Annotated in this window: 20 protein-coding genes; 10 read left to right on the plus strand and 10 right to left on the minus strand. The window is 72.7% G+C overall.

Annotation, left to right across the window (positions count from 1 at the left end; translation table 11 throughout):
* Positions 1 to 18: 18 nt before the first annotated feature.
* Positions 19 to 960, minus strand: a complete 942-nt coding sequence (locus BKD26_RS13285) for a DUF2520 domain-containing protein (protein WP_084898048.1) — start codon at positions 958 to 960, stop codon at positions 19 to 21.
* Between the two features lie 82 nt (positions 961 to 1042).
* Entirely contained in the window at positions 1043 to 1219 is a 177-nt protein-coding gene (locus BKD26_RS40205) for a hypothetical protein (RefSeq protein ID WP_179166522.1), read from the minus strand.
* Positions 1220 to 1324: 105 nt separating this feature from the next.
* Here BKD26_RS40205 and BKD26_RS13295 point away from each other — a divergent pair, with 105 nt between their 5' ends.
* The gene (locus BKD26_RS13295) at positions 1325 to 2431 is read left to right on the plus strand and encodes a DUF5937 family protein (protein WP_084898473.1); all 1107 of its coding nucleotides are present in this window, start codon (positions 1325 to 1327) and stop codon (positions 2429 to 2431) included.
* Here the strand turns inward: BKD26_RS13295 and BKD26_RS13300 are convergent.
* From BKD26_RS13300 to BKD26_RS13310, 3 genes are read right to left on the minus strand one after another with little or no spacing between them, the layout of a single operon-like run.
* Positions 2428 to 3033: an AAA family ATPase gene (locus BKD26_RS13300; protein WP_084898050.1), complete on the minus strand. Its 606-nt coding sequence runs from the start codon at positions 3031 to 3033 to the stop codon at positions 2428 to 2430. The two genes, BKD26_RS13295 and BKD26_RS13300, sit on opposite strands and share 4 nt — an antisense overlap.
* 4 nt (positions 3034 to 3037) lie before the next feature.
* Positions 3038 to 3712 carry a response regulator transcription factor gene (locus tag BKD26_RS13305; RefSeq protein WP_084898051.1) on the minus strand — a complete coding sequence of 225 codons (675 nt, stop codon included), beginning with the start codon at positions 3710 to 3712 and terminating at the stop codon, positions 3038 to 3040.
* 22 nt (positions 3713 to 3734) lie between these two features.
* Complete coding sequence (locus tag BKD26_RS13310; protein WP_107417843.1) at positions 3735 to 4937, minus strand: sensor histidine kinase; 1203 nt, start codon at positions 4935 to 4937, stop codon at positions 3735 to 3737.
* A 96-nt stretch (positions 4938 to 5033) separates the two neighbouring features.
* Here BKD26_RS13310 and BKD26_RS13315 point away from each other — a divergent pair, with 96 nt between their 5' ends.
* Positions 5034 to 6371, plus strand: coding sequence for an SAM-dependent methyltransferase (locus BKD26_RS13315; protein ID WP_241518626.1), 1338 nt, complete (start codon positions 5034 to 5036; stop codon positions 6369 to 6371).
* Positions 6368 to 7510: an NADH-quinone oxidoreductase subunit D gene (locus BKD26_RS13320; RefSeq protein ID WP_084898052.1), complete on the plus strand. Its 1143-nt coding sequence runs from the start codon at positions 6368 to 6370 to the stop codon at positions 7508 to 7510. Before BKD26_RS13315 ends, BKD26_RS13320 begins: the two co-directional genes overlap by 4 nt.
* 12 nt (positions 7511 to 7522) lie before the next feature.
* Here the strand turns inward: BKD26_RS13320 and BKD26_RS13325 are convergent, their stop codons facing one another.
* The 4 genes from BKD26_RS13325 to BKD26_RS13340 all read right to left on the minus strand — a co-directional run bounded on the left by BKD26_RS13325 (position 7523) and on the right by BKD26_RS13340 (position 11063).
* On the minus strand, positions 7523 to 8518 hold the full coding sequence (locus BKD26_RS13325; protein WP_179166523.1) for a hypothetical protein: 996 nt from the start codon (positions 8516 to 8518) through the stop codon (positions 7523 to 7525).
* A gap of 120 nt (positions 8519 to 8638) precedes the next feature.
* Complete coding sequence (locus BKD26_RS13330; RefSeq protein WP_084898054.1) at positions 8639 to 9619, minus strand: ABC transporter substrate-binding protein; 981 nt, start codon at positions 9617 to 9619, stop codon at positions 8639 to 8641.
* 43 nt (positions 9620 to 9662) lie between these two features.
* Positions 9663 to 10340, minus strand: a complete 678-nt coding sequence (locus BKD26_RS13335; protein ID WP_084898055.1) for an ABC transporter permease — start codon at positions 10338 to 10340, stop codon at positions 9663 to 9665.
* A gap of 3 nt (positions 10341 to 10343) precedes the next feature.
* Complete coding sequence (locus BKD26_RS13340; protein WP_084898056.1) at positions 10344 to 11063, minus strand: ABC transporter permease; 720 nt, start codon at positions 11061 to 11063, stop codon at positions 10344 to 10346.
* Positions 11064 to 11225: 162 nt separating this feature from the next.
* Here BKD26_RS13340 and BKD26_RS13345 point away from each other — a divergent pair, with 162 nt between their 5' ends.
* Complete coding sequence (locus tag BKD26_RS13345) at positions 11226 to 12368, plus strand: betaine/proline/choline family ABC transporter ATP-binding protein (protein WP_084898057.1); 1143 nt, start codon at positions 11226 to 11228, stop codon at positions 12366 to 12368.
* Between the two features lie 3 nt (positions 12369 to 12371).
* Here the strand turns inward: BKD26_RS13345 and BKD26_RS13350 are convergent, their stop codons facing one another.
* Positions 12372 to 13487 carry an alpha/beta hydrolase-fold protein gene (locus BKD26_RS13350; protein ID WP_084898058.1) on the minus strand — a complete coding sequence of 372 codons (1116 nt, stop codon included), beginning with the start codon at positions 13485 to 13487 and terminating at the stop codon, positions 12372 to 12374.
* A 153-nt stretch (positions 13488 to 13640) separates the two neighbouring features.
* On the opposite strand from BKD26_RS13350, the gene BKD26_RS13355 reads away from it, so the two are divergent.
* The 6 genes from BKD26_RS13355 (at position 13641) to BKD26_RS13380 (ending at position 18444) form a co-directional block, all read left to right on the plus strand.
* Complete coding sequence (locus BKD26_RS13355) at positions 13641 to 15473, plus strand: phosphatidylglycerol lysyltransferase domain-containing protein (protein WP_084898059.1); 1833 nt, start codon at positions 13641 to 13643, stop codon at positions 15471 to 15473.
* Positions 15474 to 15509: 36 nt separating this feature from the next.
* Positions 15510 to 16370 (plus strand): dihydropteroate synthase, encoded by an 861-nt coding sequence (gene folP / locus BKD26_RS13360; protein WP_084898060.1) that lies wholly within the window; start codon positions 15510 to 15512, stop codon positions 16368 to 16370.
* A gap of 62 nt (positions 16371 to 16432) precedes the next feature.
* Positions 16433 to 16831, plus strand: coding sequence for a nuclear transport factor 2 family protein (locus BKD26_RS13365; protein ID WP_241518674.1), 399 nt, complete (start codon positions 16433 to 16435; stop codon positions 16829 to 16831).
* A 133-nt stretch (positions 16832 to 16964) separates the two neighbouring features.
* The gene (gene folB, locus BKD26_RS13370; protein WP_064067363.1) at positions 16965 to 17324 is read left to right on the plus strand and encodes a dihydroneopterin aldolase; all 360 of its coding nucleotides are present in this window, start codon (positions 16965 to 16967) and stop codon (positions 17322 to 17324) included.
* Complete coding sequence (gene folK, locus BKD26_RS13375) at positions 17321 to 17920, plus strand: 2-amino-4-hydroxy-6-hydroxymethyldihydropteridine diphosphokinase (protein WP_084898062.1); 600 nt, start codon at positions 17321 to 17323, stop codon at positions 17918 to 17920. Before folB ends, folK begins: the two co-directional genes overlap by 4 nt.
* A 47-nt stretch (positions 17921 to 17967) precedes the next feature.
* On the plus strand, positions 17968 to 18444 hold the full coding sequence (locus tag BKD26_RS13380; RefSeq protein ID WP_084898063.1) for a DUF3180 domain-containing protein: 477 nt from the start codon (positions 17968 to 17970) through the stop codon (positions 18442 to 18444).
* The last annotated feature ends 238 nt before the right edge of the window (positions 18445 to 18682 follow it).

Below are 18682 nucleotides of genomic sequence, written 5' to 3' on the forward strand. Positions count from 1 at the left end.
TCAGTTCGAAGTCGGGGCTCATCGGCCGCTGTCTCCTTCAGCTCCCGCGGAGCCGTCTTCGGCTGACGCCGAGCCGTCCGCGAGGACCCCGAGCAGGTCCTCCGCGAGCTCGGGCTTGAGGACGCCATGGGCGAGGGCGCGGTCCGCCGTCGTACGGGCCATGGCGAGGTATCCGGCGACGGTGGCGGGCGCGTGCTTGCGCAGCTCGGCCACGTGCGCGGCGACCGTGCCCGCGTCGCCGCGCGCGACGGGGCCGGTGAGGGCGGCGTCGCCGGAGCGCAGGGCGTTGTCCAGGGCGGCGCCCAGGAGGGGGCCGAGCATCCGGTCGGGGGCGGCGACCCCGGCCTGCCGGAGCAGCTCCATGGACTGGGCGACGAGCGTGACCAGGTGGTTGGCGCCCAGGGCGAGGGCCGCGTGGTAGAGCGGGCGGGCCGCCTCCTCGATCCACTCCGGCTCGCCGCCCATCTCGATGACCAGGGCCTCGGCGGCCAGGCGCAACTCGTCGGGCGCGGTGACGCCGAACGAGCACCCCGCCAGCCGCTGGACGTCCACGCTCGTTCCGGTGAACGTCATGGCGGGGTGCAGGGCGAGCGGGAGGGCGCCGGCGCGGCGGGCCGGGTCGAGCACGGAGGTGCCGTACCGCCCGGAGGTGTGGACCAGGAGCTGCCCGGGCCGTACGGCCCCGGTGTCGGCCAGGCCCTGGACGAGGCCGGGCAGCGCGTCGTCCGGGACGGTCAGCAGGACGAGGTCGGCGCGCTCCAGGACCTGGGCGGGCGGCACGAGCGGCACGTCCGGCAGCAGCTCGGCGGCGCGGCGCCGGGACGCGTCCGACACGCCCGAGACGGCGACGGGGCGGTGCCCGGCGAGCTGCAGCGACGCGGCGAGGGCGGGTCCTACCCGGCCGGCGCCTACGACGCCGACGGTGAGCCGGGCGGGGCGGGGTTGTGATGATGCGTTCACGCGTCGACGGCCTTCCGTTCCAGTCCGCGGGGGGTACCGGACGATTTCTCGTCATGCTACGCCAGCGTTACGCGGGGCTACGTCACTGTCCACAGCCTGTGGACCCGTCCCGCGCACGGGAACCGGAACCGGAGCGGCGGAGGTGGTCGCGGGCCGCGCGGAGGGCGGCCAGGTCGCCCCGGCCCGGGGGCGGCGGGGGCGCCTCGCCGCGCTGGGCGGCCCGGTAGGCGTCGAGCATGTGCTGCTGCATGGCATCCATGTACGCCACCCTCCGCCCGCCCGCGCCCGCCCGCCCCGTCGATTGACGACCCCCGTCAAATGACGCGAGGCCCGCCGCCCGACCCCTCACCATGGGGGCGTGAGCGTGACCATCGACATCACCGGCCTGCCGCCCGAGCGCATCGTCTTCGAGCCGTCGCCCCTCGCCGAGCTGGGCGTGGCGCTGCACGCGCTCGCCGAGCCCGGCCACCACCCGGGACTCCACGGCTGGGCGACCGCCACCGCCGCCGCGCTCAAGCCGGACCTGGCCGACCGGCTGCACGAGGCGAACTTCCTCTGGACGACCACCTTCTCGGACATCTTCATGCCGTACGCCGGCATCCGCAGCGGCGACGGCCGCACCGGCGCGACGCTCGCCGAGGAGCTGGACATGCTGGACCGGCTCGACGAGGACCGGTTCGTCGCCTCCGCGCTGGAGTTCACCTGCTCGACGCAGTACGCGGCCGGCGGCCCCGTACGCACCGAGCGGGCCCTGGAGCTGGCCGCCAACCGGGGCCCCAAGCAGCTGGACTTCACGCGCCGCCTGCTCGCCGACCCCGCCGGCGTACGCGCCTGGCTGCGCAGGCTCTTCGAGGACTGCGACCGGGCGTTCTTCGCGGACACCTGGCGCCGGGTCGCGCCCGGTCTCGCCTCCGACGCCCGGCACAAGACGGAGCTGCTGCGCCGCAAGGGCCTGCCCGAGACACTGCGGGCGGTGTCGCCCGCCGTGACCCTGGGGCTCTCCGAGGACGGCGGCCGGCAGCGCATCGAGGTGGACAAGCTGGCGGACGGCCGGACCACCGCCGCCGACCCGGTGGTCGGCGCGGGCGTGTCGTTCGTACCGTCAAGTTTCGGCTGGCCCCACCTGGTGGTGCTGCACGCCCCGGGCTGGCGCCCCGTCGTCCACTACCCGGTCGGCGCCCCGGAGCTGCCGAGCCCCGCCTCCGTGGAGCTGCTCCAGCTGCGCATGGACGCCCTGGCCCACCCCATGCGGATGCGACTGTGCCGGCAACTGGCGCGCGCCGCGTACACGACGGGCGAGCTGGCGGACACGTACGGCATCACCCCGCCGGAGGTCTCCCGCCACCTGGCCGTGCTGAAGAAGGCGTCCCTGGTCACGACCCGGCGACGCGGCCGTTACGTCCTGCACCAGCTGGACGTGGCCGCGGTGGCCCGGATCGGCAGCGACTTCCTGGAGACGGTGCTGCGCTAGGCGAGCCGGATGTGCCGCAGCCCCACCCCGATGCGACGTAGCCGGTGCCGCAGCGCCCCGTCCGTGTTCGGGGCGAGCCGGAGCCCCGCCGAGGCGGCGATCCGGTCCGCGACCTGCGGGACGGTCAGCCGGTCCGTACGGAGGTGCTCGGCGAACCGGGGCCCGGCCAGCCGCTCCAGGCACTCGTCCAGCTTCCGCACCGCGAAGCTCTCCCGCTTGAGCCCCCGCCCCAGCCCGCGCTCGGTCAGCCGGCGCAGCACGGTCTCGCGCTCGGCCAGCAGCGCGAAGTGGTGGACCTGGTGGCCCGCCGCCCGCAGCCGGCCGACGATCTGGTCGAAGTACGCCGGGTCCGTCAGCGTCATCGGGGCGATGACCGGCCCGTCCTCGTACCGCCGCAGCGTCAGGTCGAGCACCTCGTACACACCCTGCCGCCACGCCGCCAAGTCCTGGAAGTCTCCCCTGAGGTCCCTCGGCATCATCCGGTGCAGCCCGAAGCCGACCTCCTCCGGGTCGCAGACGACCGCTCCCGGCAGGCGCCGCCGGAGCTCGTACGCGGTCTGGGTCTTGCCGCCCCCGAACGGGCCGTTGATCCAGAGGAGCACCGGCTCAGAGCCCCCCGCCTCCGGCCCGCACCAGGCCCGTCTCGTAGGCCAGGACCACCACCTGGACGCGGTCCCGCAGCGCCAGCTTGGTGAGGATGCGGCCCACATGGGTCTTTACCGTGGCCTCGGAGAGGACGAGCCGGGCCGCGATCTCGCCGTTCGACAGGCCCTGGGCGACCAGCATCATGACCTCGCGCTCCCGCTCGGTCAGCTTCTCCAGCGTCTTGTTGCGCGGCTCCTTGCCGGTGGCCGGGAGCATCGGGGAGAAGCGGTCCAGGAGCCGCCGGGTCGTGGACGGCGCGACGACCGCGTCGCCGCTGTGCACGGAGCGGATCGCGCTGAGCAGTTCGCCCGGCGGCACGTCCTTCAGCATGAAGCCGCTGGCGCCGGCCTTCAGCCCCGAGAACGCGTACTCGTCCAGGTCGAAGGTGGTGAGGATCAGCACCTTGGGTGCATCCGGCCGGTCGCAGATACGGCGCGTCGCCTCCACGCCGTCGAGCCTGGGCATGCGTACGTCCATCAGGACCACGTCCACGGCCGTGGCGCGGAGGACCTCGATGGCCTCGGCCCCGTCGCCCGCCTCGGCGACGACCTCCATGTCCGGCTGGGCGGCGAGCACCATGCGGAAACCGGTGCGCAGCAGCACCTGGTCGTCGACGAGCATCACACGGATCGACATGAAACGGGGTCCTTAAGGATCGTCAGTGGGCGGGCTTGAGGGGGAGCAGGGCGCTGATCCGGAAGCCGCCGCCGGGCCGGGGCCCGGCGTCCAGGGTGCCGCCGACCATACCGACGCGTTCCCGCATGCCGATCAGGCCGTGGCCGCGGCCGTCGGCGCCGCCGTCCTCGTACAGCTCGTGCGCCGCGCCCCGGCCGTCGTCCTCGACGAGCAGGCCGAGACCGTCGTCGAAGTACACCAGCCGCACGCTCGCCCCGGCGTCCGGGCCGCCGTGCTTGCGGGTGTTGGTCAGGGCCTCCTGGACGATGCGGTACGCGGTGAGCTCGACGCCGCTGGGCAGGGGGCGCGCGGTGCCCTCGACCTTGAAGTCGACGGTCAGGCCCGCGGCCCGGACCTGTTCGACCAGGTCCTCGATCTGCTGGACGTCCGGCTGCGGCACGTAGTCCTCGGAGTCCTGCGGCTCGCCGGTGCGGAGGATGCCGAGCAGCCGGCGCATCTCGGCGAGGGCCTGGCGGCCGGTGGTGGAGATGGTCTCCAGCGCCTGTCTGGCCTGGTCGGGGGAGGTGTCGAGGACGTAGGCGGCGCCGTCGGCCTGGACGACCATGACGGAGACGTTGTGGGCGACGACGTCGTGCAGCTCGCGCGCGATGCGGGCGCGCTCGGCGGCGACGGCGACCTTGGCCTGGGCCTCGCGTTCCCGCTCCAGGCGGGAAGCGCGCTCCTCCAGCTGGGCGAAGTAGGCGCGGCGGGTGCGCATGGAGTCGCCGAGCACCCAGGCGAGGATGAACGGCACGGTCATCACGACGGTGAAGAAGATCTTGCCGGCGGTGGAGACGTTCTCGACGGGCCAGCGCAGCTGGGAGAGCGGTGCCGCGGCCACGCCGCCGACGAGCGCGAGGCGGGACGCCCAGCGCGGGCCGTCGCCCTGCGCGGCGACCGTGTAGATGACGACGAGCATCGCGAAGTCGGCCGGGTTCGTGGCGATGTCGAGCGCGAGCTGGGCGGCCCCGAGGCCCGCGACGAGCAGCAGCGTCTTCTCGGGCGCGCGGCGGCGCAGCGCGACGGCGAGGCAGAGCAGCAGGACGATCTCGGCGGCCAGGAGGCGGGGCTCGGCGCCGACGGGGACCTGGGCCACCCACAGCATGGAGAACCCCAGGAGCATCACAGCCCAGAAACTGTCGACGCCCGTGGGGTGTCTGCGGATGAAGTCGTAGAGGCGCTGCACGTAACCCAGCGTAGGGAAACCGGATAGGTGCAGGGGTCAACCGGAGGTTCGATCCACGGGGCGGAGGCGTACTCCGCAAGGTGGAGACTGGTGCCCGTGAATGATGAGACGTGTCAATGGCGCGGCTGGCGCGCGGCGACCGAGGCGGCTCTGTACGGGCCTGACGGCTTCTACCTGCGCCCCGAGGGGCCGGCGGGGCACTTCCGTACGTCCGTGCACGCCTCGCCGCTGTTCGCGGAGGCGGTGGCCCGGCTGCTCGCGGAGGTCGCGGAGGGGCTGGGCGGCCCGGACGAGATCGCGCTGGTCGACATGGGTGCGGGGCGCGGCGAGCTGTTGACGGGGGTGCTGGCGGCCGCCCCGGCGGGTCTTCGGGTACGGGCGTACGCCGTCGAACGCGCCGCCCGGCCCGAGGGCCTCGACCCGCGCATCACGTGGGCGGCCGAGCCCCCGACCGGGGTGCGCGGGCTGCTGTTCGCGAACGAGTGGCTGGACAACGTCCCGGTGGACGTTGCCGAGGTCGACGAGTCGGGCACGCCCCGGTACGTGGAGGTCGCGCCCGACGGCACGGAACGGCTCGGCGCCCCCGTGGCGGGCGCGGACGCCGCGTGGCTGGCCCGTTGGTGGCCGCTGCGGGAGCCGGGCGAGCGCGCCGAGATCGGCCTGCCCCGTGACGAGGCGTGGGCGCGGGCGGTGTCGTCCCTGTCGGCGGGCCTGGCGGTGGCGGTCGACTACGCCCACACGGCCGCCGCCCGCCCCCCGTACGGCACCCTGACGGGCTTCCGCGCCGGCCGCGAGGTCCCCCCGACCCCGGACGGCACGTGCGACATCACGTCCCACGTTGCCCTGGACGCCTGCGCGGCGGCGGGCGCGGCAGCCACGCCCCCGCCCCGGCACACGGCCACCGACGCCCGGGGTGGCGCGGGTGACACGGGTGGCGCGGGTGGCGCGGGTGGCGCGGGTGCTCCGGGCGGCCGGGGCGGCGAGGGCACTCCCGGAAGCGCGGGCAATGCGGGCGCTCCGGACAGCGCAAGCGGCGCGGGCGCTCCGGACAGCAGGGGCGACACGGGCAGCCCGGGCGACACGGGCCGCGCTGGCGGCACGGGCCGCGCTGGCGGCACGGGCCGCGCTGGCGGCACGGGCAGCGCGGGCGCCCCGGGCACCCCGGGCGGCGCCGGGTACGTCGGGCGAGGTCCAGCGGGGGGCGGGAGCCCGCTCCCGTACGGGACCGAGCTGGTCAGCCAGCGGGAAGCGTTGCGGCGGCTCGCGGTGAGCGGGGGGCGGCCGCCCCTGGAGACGGCCCGGACGGACCCCGCCGGATACGTACGGGCCCTCGCGCGGGCCGGGGAGGCCGCCGAGCTGACCGCGCGCGGCGGGCTCGGGGACTTCACCTGGCTGCTGCAGCGCGTGCCCGGCGAGGGATACTGTCCGGCATGACGGAGACCACGGTCGGCATCGGCGGTGCCGCGGAAAGCACCGACATGGTGCTGAACATCGGGCCCCAGCACCCCTCCACGCACGGCGTGCTGCGCCTCCGCCTCGTCCTGGACGGGGAGGTGATCCGGCACGCCGAGCCGGTCGTCGGCTATATGCACCGCGGCGCGGAGAAGCTCTTCGAGGCGCGCGACTACCGCCAGATCATCATGCTGGCCAACCGCCACGACTGGCTGTCGGCGTTCTCCAACGAGCTCGGTGTCGTCATGGCCGTCGAGCGGATGCTCGGCATGGAGGTCCCGGAGCGTGCCGTGTGGACCCGCACGCTCCTCGCCGAGCTGAACCGGGTCCTCAACCACCTGATGTTCCTCGGCTCGTACCCCCTCGAACTGGGCGGTATCACCCCGATCTTTTACGCCTTCCGGGAACGGGAGGACCTCCAGCACGTCATGGAGGAGGTCTCCGGCGGCCGGATGCACTACATGTTCAACCGGGTCGGCGGCCTCAAGGAGGACCTGCCGGCCGGGTGGCTCGGCCGGGCCCGCGAGGCGGTGGCCGAGGTCCGTTCCCGGATGGACGTGTACGACCGGCTGGTCCTCGGCAACGAGATCTTCCGCGGCCGCACCCGCGGCGTCGGCGTCCTGTCGCCGGAGATCGTCCACGCGTACGGGGTCAGCGGGCCGATCGCCCGCGCCTCCGGTGTCGACTTCGACCTGCGCCGCGACGAGCCGTACCTGGCGTACGGGGAGCTCCAGGACACCCTGGAGGTCGTCACCCGCACCGAGGGCGACTGCCTGGCCCGCTTCGAGTGCCTGCTGGGGCAGACCCACAACTCGCTGGACCTCGCGGACGCCTGCCTGGACCGGATCGCCGAGCTGCCGCCCGGTCCGATCAACCAGCGGCTGCCGAAGGTCCTCAAGGCGCCCGAGGGCCACACGTACGCCTGGACCGAGAACCCGCTCGGCCTCAACGGCTACTACCTGGTCTCCAAGGGCGACAAGACCCCCTACCGCCTCAAGCTGCGCTCGGCGTCCTACAACAACATCCAGGCGCTGGTCGAACTGCTGCCCGGCACGCTCGTCGCGGACATGGTGGCGATCCTCGGGTCGTTCTTCTTCGTCGTCGGCGACATCGACAAGTAGACCCGCGGTCGGTCAGGACACGGCGTCGCGCCGCAGCTCCACCACGTCGAGCTGCTCGGTCTCGTCGTGCGAGGTCAGGTCGATGACCTTGCCGACCGCGCGGTCCTCCCTGCGCCGTACGGCGAGGGCCTCCTCGCCCACGACGTCCGCGAGGTCCTCGTGCTGCACGGCCTCGATGGCGGCGGGGGCCTTCTGCGTACCGAAGAAGTCGAAGCCGCCCTGGAGGCGCGGCGCCGGGCGGCGTGGCTCGGTGTACGGCACGACGGCGGCGGCCGGCGGGACCGGGCGCATCGCGGACGCGCCGGTGACGGAGGGGGCGGCGGACGACGGGCGGGCGTGCTGCTGCCGCTCGACGGCCGCCGCGTGCTTCCCCTGCGGCTCGTCCGCCTCACCGGCCCGCTCGGCCAGGTCGCGGCGCCGGGCCTCCTCGGTGGTGCGCCTGGCCTCCTGGACGGCGGCGTTGCGCGTGAGGTTCTCCAGCGCCCTGGCGGCCTGGAGGTACGCGGCCGGCGTGGGCGTGGAACTCGCGGCGGGCAGCGCCCGGGTGGGGGCGGCGGCCTCCAGGGCGAGCTGCCTGCGGCCCTCCAGGGCGCTGGCGCGCTCGGTCTCTGCGGTGGCGTACCGCCGCAGCAGCTCGGCGTGCTCACTGCGCAGCGCGGCCAGTTCGACCCGCTTGGCGCGCAGTTTGGCGTCGAGCTTGGCGCGCAGCTCGCGGGATTCCTCCAGGTCGCTCTCCAGCTCGGCTATGCGCTCCTCGGTGCGCCACTGGTCACCGGCCCGGGCGCGGGTCAGTTCGGCGACCCGGCGGCCGGCGGCGCGGTCCCAACTGCGCATCAGGACCGAGCCGGTGACGGCCGCCGCGGCCGCGGCGGCGGCCAGGAGGCGCAGCACCAGCGGATCGGCGAGGAGCCAGGCGCCGCCGGCGCACACAACGGCCGCTCCGGCTACCGCGGAAGGGGGCAGAAGTTTGTGCAGGGGTGGGGAATGGCGGTGGCGTCCACGTGGCATGGCCTGAAATTTACCGTGCGTAGGTGTCGTATGGGGGGCCGCCCCGGCAATGTTTCGGCCCTGTGATCCGAATCGTGTGCGCACGCCTTCCCCACCGGGCCGGCGCACCCTGCGCGCCCCTTACTTCTTGATCAGCCCCTTGGACTCCAGGTAAGCCTTCGCCACGTCCGCGGGCTTTGCCCGCTCGGCGTCGACCTTCCTGTTCAACTCCACCAGATCCTCGGTCGTCAGCGCCTGGGTGATCTTGTTGAGAGCCGCGGCTATCTCCGCCGAACCCGCGTCCTTCGCATTCACGACCGGCAGCACATTGTCGGCGTTCTGCAGTTTCTTGTCGTCCTCCAGCAGCACCAGCCCGAAGTTGTCCAGGGTCGCGTCGGTCGTCGTGGTCAGGACGAGCTGGTCGACGCCGTCCTTCACGGCCTGCTTGGCCTGGGGCGTGCCCACGCCCTTGGGATCGATGCCCGTCACATCGATGCCGTACGTCTTCTTCAGCCCGGGCGCGCAGAACGGCCGTATCGCGCACTCGTCACCGGCCGCGATCCTGACCTTCAGCTTGGCCGCGCCGAGATCCGAAAGCGTCCTGAGCTTGTTCTTCTCGGCGAATTCCCGGGTGACCGCGAACGCGTTCTGATCGACCGCCGAACCCGCCGGGAGCACCTTCAGACCGCGCGGTCCGGCGAGCTTCTCCAACGCCGTTACGGTGGCGGTGACATCGCTGGAGGCGACCGGCTTCTCCTCGACCGCCTTCGGACCATTCACCTTGGCGTTCAGGAATTCCGCAAGCGTAGCCGCGTATTCCGGTACGACGTCGATGTCGCCCTTCTCCAGGGACGGTTCGTAGAGCTCGCGGTTCTCCACGGTCTTGATGGACGTGGAGTATCCGGCGTCCTTCAGTACCTGTGCGTACAGCTCCGCCAGCACATTGGCCTCGGTGAAGCCCGCCGAGCCGACGACCAGCGTCCCCTTGGCACCGCCGCCGCCCGGCGAGCTTTCCGAACCGCCCCGCTCCTCCAGGCTCTGGCCGCCGCCGCACGCGGCCAGCCCGCCGGTGAGCGCCACTACGCCCAGCACCGCACCCGCCATGCTTGAGATCCTGCTCATCACGTTCTCCGTCCGGTCCAGCTGTCCAGTCGTTCGGCTTCGGTCAGTGCGCGCGCCGGGTCGCCCGCATGGGGTCGAGCACCCGGCCCGCCAGCACCAGCAGGCCCTCGGCCAGCAGCGCGAGCGCGCCGACCACCAGCGCCCCGGCGACCACCTGCGGGGTGTCGTTGGTGTTGAAGCCGGCGGTGATGATCCGGCCCAGCCCGCCCTCGCCCGCCATCGCGGCGAGCGTCGCGGTGGCGATCACCTGCACGGTCGCCGACCGCAGACCCGTCATCACCATCGGGTACGCGAGGGGCAGTTCCACCCGGCGGAACACCTGACCGCCCGACATCCCCATCCCGCGTGCCGCCTCGACCACCGCCCGGTCCACCTCGCGCATCCCCACGTACGCGTTGGTGAGCAACGGCGGCACGGCGAACAGCACCAGCGCGATGATCGTCGGCAGGTCGCCGTGCCTGCCGAGCGGGGTGAGCGTCAGCAGCACCAGCACCGCCAGCGTGGGCACCGCGCGCCCCGCGTTGGAGATGTTGACGGCGAGCGCGCCGCCCCGGCCGATGTGGCCGAGCCACAGCGCGAGCGGCAGGGCGATCAGGCACGCGACCGCCAGGCACACGCCGCTGAACCACAGGTGCTCGGCCAGCCGGTTCCCCACGCCGCTCTCGCCCTGCCAGTTCGCCCCGGTCGTCAGCCACGCCCAGGCATCGGCCACCGCGCCCATCGCTCACCCCGCCTTGCGTATGCGTATGCGTGTCCGTGTGCCGGGTATTCGGGTCCCGGGCGTGCGGGTCCACGGCGTCAGGAGCCGCTGCAGCCACAGCAGCAGCAGGTCGGCCGTGACCGCGAGCAGCACGCACAGCACCGACGCGGTCAGCACCTGCGCCTTGAAGAAGCTCTTCAGCCCCGTCGTGATGAGGGTTCCCAGGCCGCCGTAGTCCACCAGCGCGCCCACCGTCGTCAGGGCGACCGTCGACACCGTCGCCATCCGCACGCCCGCCATCACCGCCGGTATCGCCAGCGGCAGTTCGACCTCCCACAGCAGCCGCCCCGGCCCGTACCCCATCCCGCGCGCCGCCTCCCGCGCCTCGTCGGGCACCGCGGCGAGCCCGGCCAGGATGTTCCGTACGAGAATGGTCAGCGAGTACAGCACCAGCCCGGTCACCACCAGGGCGGCCGACAGGCCGAAGAACGGCAGCAGCAGCGAGAACATCGCCAGCGACGGAATCGCGTACAGCACGGTCGTCAGGCCCAGCACCGGCGCCGCCAGCCGCGGCCGGGCGCGCACCAGCAGCGCCAGCGGAAAGGCCACGGCCAGCCCGATCAGCACCGACACCGCCGTGATCCACACATGCTGGACCGTGGCCTCGGTCAACTCCTGGGCGCGGGAGCGGACATACTCCCCGCAGATCCAGTCGTTGGCCACCAGGCATCCCTCGCCGGCCACCCGCCCCCACCTCCTCCCCTGTCAGCGTCCGAGCCGGTGTTCGACCCGACAACGACCCTAACCTCCACCACTGACAATCACCGGTCGTCACCACAGCCTGGAAACACGGCCTTCACACGCCGCGCGACCCCGCCGGGGCCGCCACCGGCCACAATGGGAGCCATGATCCGATTCGAGCGCGTCACGAAGCGGTACGCGGACGGCACGACCGCCGTCGACGACCTGTCGTTCGAGGTGGCCGAGGGCGAACTGGTCACGCTCGTCGGGCCGTCCGGCTGCGGCAAGACCACCACGATGAAGATGGTCAACCGGCTGATCGAGCCGACCGAGGGCCGGATATTCGTCGACGGCCAGGACATCGCGGACGCCGACCCCGTCCAGCTGCGCCGCCGGATCGGCTACGTCATCCAGCAGGTCGGTCTCTTCCCCCACAAGACGGTCCTGGAGAACACCGCGACCGTCCCCCACCTGCTCGGCGTCAAACGCGCCACGGCCCGCGCCCGTGCCGCCGAACTCCTCGACCTCGTCGGCCTCGACCCGTCCCTCCACGGCGACCGCTACCCCGAGCAGCTCTCCGGCGGCCAGCGCCAGCGCGTCGGCGTCGCCCGCGCCCTGGCCGCCGACCCGCCCGTCCTGCTGATGGACGAGCCGTTCGGCGCGGTCGACCCGGTCGTACGCGAGCACCTGCAGAGCGAGTTCCTCAAACTCCAGTCGGAGGTGCGCAAGACGGTCCTGTTCGTCACCCATGACATCGAGGAGGCCGTCCGGCTCGGCGACCGCATCGCCGTCTACGGCCAGGGCAGGATCGAGCAGTTCGACGCGCCGGCCACCGTGCTGGGCGCGCCCGCCACCCCGTACGTCGCCGACTTCGTCGGCGCGGACCGCGGCCTGAAGCGGCTGTCCGTCACGCCCATCGAGGAGAGCGACCTCGAACAGCCGCCGGTCGTCCACCTGGACGACGCGCTGCCCCGCGAGCTCGACTCGCGCTGGGCCGTGGTCCTGGACCGCGACGACAACCTGCACGGCTGGATCTCCGCCGAGCAGGCCGCCCGCTCCACCGGGACCGTGGGCGACCAGGCCCGCCGCATGGAGGCGTGGCTGCCGGTCGGCGCCACGCTCAAGCAGGCCTTCGCGACCATGCTCCAGCACGACGCGGGCTGGATCGCCGTCATCGACCGCGGCGAGAGGGGACGTTTCCTCGGCGTCCTGACCCCGGCCCGGCTGCACGAGGCGCTGCGCCGCTCGATCGACGCGGACACGCGGGACGTCCCCCGTACCGAAGTCGACGTCCAGACGGTCGGCTGAGCATCAGGCCGCGCTCAGCCGGCCGCTCATCCACACCAGCGCCGGCGGGATCTCCCGGTTCCAGGTGTTGAAGTTGTGCCCGCCGCTGTCCAGGGTGATCGACGAGACGCGCGCGGGCGACTTCACCTTCTTGATGAAGGAGAGGGTTCCCTGCAGGTTCCCCTCGCCCTTGCGGGAGGTGGTGACGAGGAACGCCGACTGGCCCTGCGGCAGGTTGTCCAGGCTCCACAGCAGGTTGGCCCGGTTGCGCAGGCGCTGGTCGCCGTGGAAGAGGTCGCCGGTCGTCATGTCCTCGGCGGCCTTGTAGTACGCGGACAGGCCCGCGCCGGCCGCGTACTGCTCCGGGTGGTGCATCGCGATCTTCAGCGCGCAGTAGCCGCCGGTCGAGTTGCCGATGAAGCCCCAGTTCCGGGGTGCGTTGCCGACGCGGTACGTCTCGGAGACCGCCTTGGGCAGGTCCTTGGCGAAGAAGGTCTCCGTCTGCGGGCCGCCCGGGATGTCGACGCACTCCGTGTCGCGTGGCGGGGCCACGGTGGGCCGCATCATCACCAGGATCATCGGCTGCATCTTCTTGTCCTTGGCCTGCTCATAGGCCGTACGCGGGTACTTCAGTCCCTTGAGCAGGTTCTCGGCGGTGCCCGGGTAGCCGGTCAGCACGACGGCGGCGGGGAAGGTCTTCTTCGCGTACGCCGGCTGGAAGTACTCCGGCGGCAGATAGACGTACGCCGGACTGTCGATCTTCGAGGTCTCCCCCGCGACGACGACCTTCTGGACCTGTCCGCCCACCGCCGGGTGGCCGCCCCCGGGCACGCCCTCCAGCTTCTGCTTGCCGACGACCTTGATGTCCTTGCCGCCCGCCGAGTGGTCGACGACCACACCCAGCTCCTGTTCCTGCCCGAAGAGATCGGCCCAGGAGCCGTAGAAGAGGAAGTAGTTGTTGGCCGCGAGACCGACGGACGCGAACAGCGCCACCTGGGTCGCCAGCAGCAGGCCGATCCTGCCGAGCACCGGCCGCCAGCCGCCGCGCGCCAGCCGGGGCCACAGCCAGACCGTGACGGCGAACAGCACCACGGCCAGGAGGGCGGCCAGCGCCAGAACTTTGTTGCTGGTGAGACCCATGAGTCGTTCAAGCCTTCTTCGTCGAGATTTTCCGGGAAGGGAGTGAACCCGCCCCCCACAAGCCCCGTCCTAGAGAGCGCGAATCGTCCGGGCCGGACCGAATCAGTTCCGGCCGAAGGGACACAACGAATCTTTGCGGAGCCTTGGGAAGCGATGTCTGTCACGGTAGATGGGGATAAGTCAGGATCGGTTCCGAGTCGGATACGCCGTGTCCTGCGCGGGCCACGCGCCGGGAAGGTGCCCTCCCTGGTCGGTACGGCGTGCACGTTCATCGGTCTGATCGACATCGCCGCCGGGGTGTTCCCGCGCTTCCGCGCCAGCCGGATGCACGCCATCGCCGAGGTGCTGCCCGGCACCCTTGGGCCGCTGTCCGCGGCGCTCTCCCTCAGCGCCGGCGTCCTGCTGCTGCTCCTCGCCCACGGACTCAAGCGCCACAAGCGCCGCGCCTGGCGCGCGGCGGTGGTCCTGCTGCCGGCCGGGGCCGTGGCGCAGTTCGTCTACCGCCATTCCGTCATCGGGGTGCTCTTCTCGCTGCTGCTCCTGGCGCTGCTGCTGCGCCACCGCGGCGAGTTCGCGGCCCTGCCCGACCCGCGCAGCCGCTGGAAGGCCCTCGCGAACTTCGTCCTCATGGGCGCCGGTTCCATCGCGCTCGGCCTGGTCATCGTCAGCGCCCACCCCGGGAGGGTCATCGGCAGCCCCAGCCTGAGCGACCGCCTGGAGCACGTCCTGTACGGCCTGTTCGGCATCGAGGGCCCGGTCGGGTACCTCGGTGGCGTCGACTGGACCGTCGGCTACTCGCTCGGCGCCCTCGGCCTGCTGACCGCCATCACCACCATTTACCTCGCCTTCCGCCCCGAGCACCCGGTCGCCCGGCTCACCGAGGACGACGAGACCCGGCTGCGCGCCCTGCTGGACAAGCACGGCGGCCGTGACTCGCTCGGCCACTTCGCGCTCCGTCGCGACAAGGGCGTCGTCTTCTCCCCCAGCGGCAAGGCCGCCGTCTGCTACCGCGTCGTCTCCGGTGTGATGCTCGCCAGCGGCGACCCGATCGGTGACGTCGAGGCCTGGCCCGGCGCCATCGAGCGGTTCATGGACGAGGCCAAGGCCCACTCCTGGACGCCCGCCGTCATGGGCTGCTCCGAGACCGGCGGTGAGGTCTGGACCCGCGAGACCGGCCTGGACGCCCTGGAGCTGGGCGACGAGGCGGTGGTGGACGTCGCGGATTTCTCCCTGACCGGGCGCGCCATGCGCAATGTGCGCCAGATGGTCAAGCGCATCGAGCGCAATGGGTACACGACCCGCGTCCGGCGCGCCCGTGACCTGTCGGACGGCGAGCTGGAGCGGATCCGGCGCGCCGCGGCCGACTGGCGGGGCACCGACACCGAGCGGGGCTTCTCCATGGCGCTGGGCCGGATCGGTGACCCGGCGGACGGGGACGCGGTCATCGCCACCGCGCACAAGGAGGACCCGGATTCCCCGTACGGCGACCTGAAGGCGATCATCCACTTCGTGCCGTGGGGGACGGACGGGATGTCGCTGGAGCTGATGCGCCGCGACCGCTCCGCCGACCCGGGCATGAACGAACTGCTCATCGTCGCCGCCCTCCAGGCCTCCCCGAAGCTGGGCATCGAGCGGGTCTCGCTGAACTTCGCGATGTTCCGCTCCGCCCTGGCGCGCGGCGAGAAGCTGGGCGCGGGCCCGGTCCTCAGGGTCTGGCGCGGCCTGCTGGTGTTCCTCTCCCGCTGGTTCCAGATCGAGTCGCTGTACAAGTTCAACGCCAAGTTCCAGCCCCGCTGGGAGCCCCGCTTCGTGGTCTACCGCAACGCCCGTGACCTCCCGCGCATCGGTTTCGCCGCGATGCAGGCGGAGGGCTTCGTGAACGTGGAGCTGCCCCGCCCGTTCCGCCGCCGCGCCGCGGCCACCACCGGCCGCCCGTGCGCCCACATCACCCCGGCCCACGGCGAGCACGAGGTCCGCGCCGCCTGACGGGGCCGCCCGCGAGACACCCCCTAGGCTGGACGCATGAGTACCTTGCGCGGACGGGGCACGGCCCGGGGCCTGCCCACGTTCGACCGGTGTGCGGTCATGGGCGTCGTCAATGTGACGCCCGACTCCTTCTCCGACGGCGGCCGCTGGTTCGACACCACGGCCGCCATCAAGCACGGCCTGGAGCTGGTCGCCCAGGGCGCGGACCTGGTGGACGTCGGCGGCGAGTCGACCCGCCCCGGCGCCACCCGGGTGGACGAGGAGGAGGAGCTGCGCCGGGTCGTCCCCGTCGTACGCGGCCTGTCGGCCGAAGGGGTCACCGTCTCGGTCGACACCATGCGCGCCTCGGTCGCCCGCCGCGCGGTCGAGGCCGGCGCGGTCCTGGTCAACGACGTGAGCGGCGGCCTCGCCGACCCCGGCATGGTCCCCTCCGTCGCCGCCGCCGAGGTGCCGTTCGTGGTCATGCACTGGCGCGGCTTCAGCAAGGACATGAACAGCCTGGCTGTCTACGACGACGTCGTCGCCGAAGTCGTCGCCGAGCTCCGCACGCGCATGGAGGCGGTCGTCGAGGGCGGCATCGACCCGGAGCGGATCGTCGTCGACCCGGGCCTGGGCTTCGCCAAGATGGCCCCGCACGACCTGGCCCTGGTGGCACACCTGGCCGACCTGCGGGCCCTCGGCCGCCCGCTGCTGGTCGCCGCGTCCCGCAAACGGTTCCTCGGCCACGTCCTGGCCGGTGAGGGCGCCGCCCCGCCGCCCGCGCGGGAGCGGGACGCGGCCACCGCCGCCGTCTCGGCGATCGCGGCGCACGAAGGCGCCTGGGCCGTACGGGTCCACGAGGTGCGCGCGACGGCGGACGCGGTGCGGGTGGCCCGCGCTGTCGAGGGAGCCCGGTGAACGACGCGGCACGCGCCGACATCGAGGCGGTCGAGCTCACCAACACCGCCTTCTACGAGGCGATGGAACGCGGTGATTTCGAGGAGATCTCCGACCTCTGGCTGGACGAGTCGCGGGGCGAGATCTCCTGCGTCCACCCCGGCTGGCCGGTGCTCTCCGGGCGCGGCGAGGTGCTCCGCTCGTACGCGCTGATCATGGCGAACACCGACTACATCCAGTTCTTCCTGACCGATGTGAAGGTGTCCATGGCCGGCGACACGGCCCTGGTGACCTGCACGGAGAACATCCTCAGCGGCGGCCCCGCCGAGGACGGCGCCGACCTCGGGCCGCTCGTCGGGCAGCTGGTCGTCGCGACGAATGTGTTCCGCCGCACACCGGACGGGTGGCGGATCTGGTCGCACCACGGTTCACCCGTTCTGGCCGAAACCGGCGAGGAAGAGGCCGACGAGAACCCCTCCTGAGTGGGTAGGCGAGCGGCATGAGGAGACCGTGGGCAGGTCCTGTCAGTGCTCGCAGGTAGATTCGACTGGTGGCATCGCGCCGTCCGCACCCGGCCGCGTGCCCGCCAGACCAACGACAGCAGGAGTGATTCGCGTGGATCGTGTCGCGCTGCGCGGCCTCAAGGCCCGCGGGCACCATGGCGTCTTCCCCCGGGAGCGCGAGGAAGGCCAGACGTTCATCGTGGACCTGGTGCTCGGCCTCGACACCCGGCCCGCGGCGGCCGACGACGACCTGGCGAAGACCGTGCACTACGGCGTCGTGGCGGAAGAGGTCGTGGACGTGGTGCAGGGGGAGCCGGTCGACCTGATCGAGACGCTCGCCGAGCGCATCGCCCAGCAGTGCCTCAAGCATGACGGCGTCCAGGAGGTGGAGGTGGTGGTCCACAAGCCGGACGCCCCGATCACCGTGCCTTTCGACGACGTGACCATCACCATCACCCGGAGCCGCGCATGAACAAGACGCACAGCGACCCGACGGTACAGCCGGTGCCCGCCTCCGTGACGGAGCAGGTCGACGCCGCCGACATCACGCTGTCCAACCCCAAACGGGCCGTGATCTCCCTCGGCTCCAACCTGGGCAACCGCCTGGAGACGCTCCAGGGCGCCATCGACGCGCTGGAGGACACCCCCGGCGTCCGGGTCAAGGCGGTCTCGCCGGTGTACGAGACGGAGCCCTGGGGCGTCGACCCCGGCTCCCAGCCGTCGTACCTCAACGCGGTCGTCGTCCTCAAGACCACGCTGCCGCCGGCGTCCCTGCTGGAGCGGGCCCACGCGGTGGAGGAGGCATTCCACCGCGTGCGCGACGAGCGCTGGGGCGCGCGCACCATCGACGTCGACATCGTGGCGTACGCGGACGTCGTCTCCGACGACCCCGTCCTCACCCTTCCGCACCCCCGCGCCCATGAGCGGGCCTTCGTCCTGGCGCCGTGGCACGACGTGGAGCCGGAGGCGCTGCTGCCGGGCGTGGGCGCGATCGCCGAGCTGCTCGGCGGCGTCGGCCGCCAGGGTGTCCTGCCGCGGGCGGACCTGGAACTGCGCCTGCCCGAGTAGCGTTGAGTGATCGGCAAGCACGGGCGACACAAGAGGAAGGGCCCCCGGTGAAACAACTGCGGCTCAAGGTACTGGCCGGACTGTTCGCCGTCGCCGGCATCCTCTCGTGGGGCGGCGCCCGGCTGTGGGAGTCGTTCGGCACCCTGCCGAGCGTGCCCCTGGCCGCGCCGATCGTCCTCGCGGTCATCGCGGTCGTCCTGACCGCGACGGCGCTCTCGCTTCGCTCCCGGCTGCGCGCCCAGCGCGAGCGCCGCCCCGACGCCAAGGGCGTGGAACCGATGATGGCCGCCCGCGCGGTCGTGTTCGGCCAGGCGAGCGCCCTGGTCGCGGCGCTGGTGAGCGGCATGTACGGCGGCACGGGCGTCTACCTGCTCGGCTCGCTCGACATCCCGGCCCGCCGCGACCAGGCGATCTACGCCGGCTTCTCGGTGCTGGCGGGGATCGGCGTGATCGCGGCGGCGATCTTCCTGGAGCGGGTCTGCAAGCTCCCGGAGGACGACGACGAAACCACGTCCCGCGCATAGCCGCGACCTCGCCGGAGCTGGCCCAGGACCTGACCGCGGCCCGGCACGAACGGCCCCCGACCCCGGCCCGGGCCCAGCCACAGGGCATCGCCCTACGCGCCCCGCACGCCGGACCCTGGCACGGGTGCCGGGCGTACGCGCCCCGCACGCCGGACCCCGCCCAGGCACAGGGCGTCGCCCTACGCGCCCCGCGCCCCGCGCGCCGGACACGGCCCCCGGCACGGGTGCCGACCTGCGC

The sequence above is a fragment of the Streptomyces sp. CB03238 genome (genome assembly GCF_002099185.1).
In the GTDB taxonomy this organism is placed as follows: domain Bacteria; phylum Actinomycetota; class Actinomycetes; order Streptomycetales; family Streptomycetaceae; genus Streptomyces.

Bases quoted from the DNA above. Each gene is read 5' to 3' on its own strand.
- BKD26_RS40205 (WP_179166522.1), bottom strand. From the start codon at position 1,219: ATGGATGCCATGCAGCAGCACATGCTCGACGCCTACCGGGCCGCCCAG.
- BKD26_RS13355 (WP_084898059.1), top strand. From the start codon at position 13,641: ATGTCTGTCACGGTAGATGGGGATAAGTCAGGATCGGTTCCGAGTCGG.
- BKD26_RS13365 (WP_241518674.1), top strand. From the start codon at position 16,433: ATGGAACGCGGTGATTTCGAGGAGATCTCCGACCTCTGGCTGGACGAG.
- BKD26_RS13320 (WP_084898052.1), top strand. From the start codon at position 6,368: ATGACGGAGACCACGGTCGGCATCGGCGGTGCCGCGGAAAGCACCGAC.
- BKD26_RS13350 (WP_084898058.1), bottom strand. From the start codon at position 13,487: ATGGGTCTCACCAGCAACAAAGTTCTGGCGCTGGCCGCCCTCCTGGCC.
- BKD26_RS13330 (WP_084898054.1), bottom strand. From the start codon at position 9,619: ATGAGCAGGATCTCAAGCATGGCGGGTGCGGTGCTGGGCGTAGTGGCG.
- folK (WP_084898062.1), top strand. From the start codon at position 17,321: ATGAACAAGACGCACAGCGACCCGACGGTACAGCCGGTGCCCGCCTCC.
- BKD26_RS13345 (WP_084898057.1), top strand. From the start codon at position 11,226: ATGATCCGATTCGAGCGCGTCACGAAGCGGTACGCGGACGGCACGACC.
- BKD26_RS13305 (WP_084898051.1), bottom strand. From the start codon at position 3,712: ATGTCGATCCGTGTGATGCTCGTCGACGACCAGGTGCTGCTGCGCACC.
- BKD26_RS13335 (WP_084898055.1), bottom strand. From the start codon at position 10,340: ATGGGCGCGGTGGCCGATGCCTGGGCGTGGCTGACGACCGGGGCGAAC.
- folP (WP_084898060.1), top strand. From the start codon at position 15,510: ATGAGTACCTTGCGCGGACGGGGCACGGCCCGGGGCCTGCCCACGTTC.
- BKD26_RS13325 (WP_179166523.1), bottom strand. From the start codon at position 8,518: ATGCCACGTGGACGCCACCGCCATTCCCCACCCCTGCACAAACTTCTG.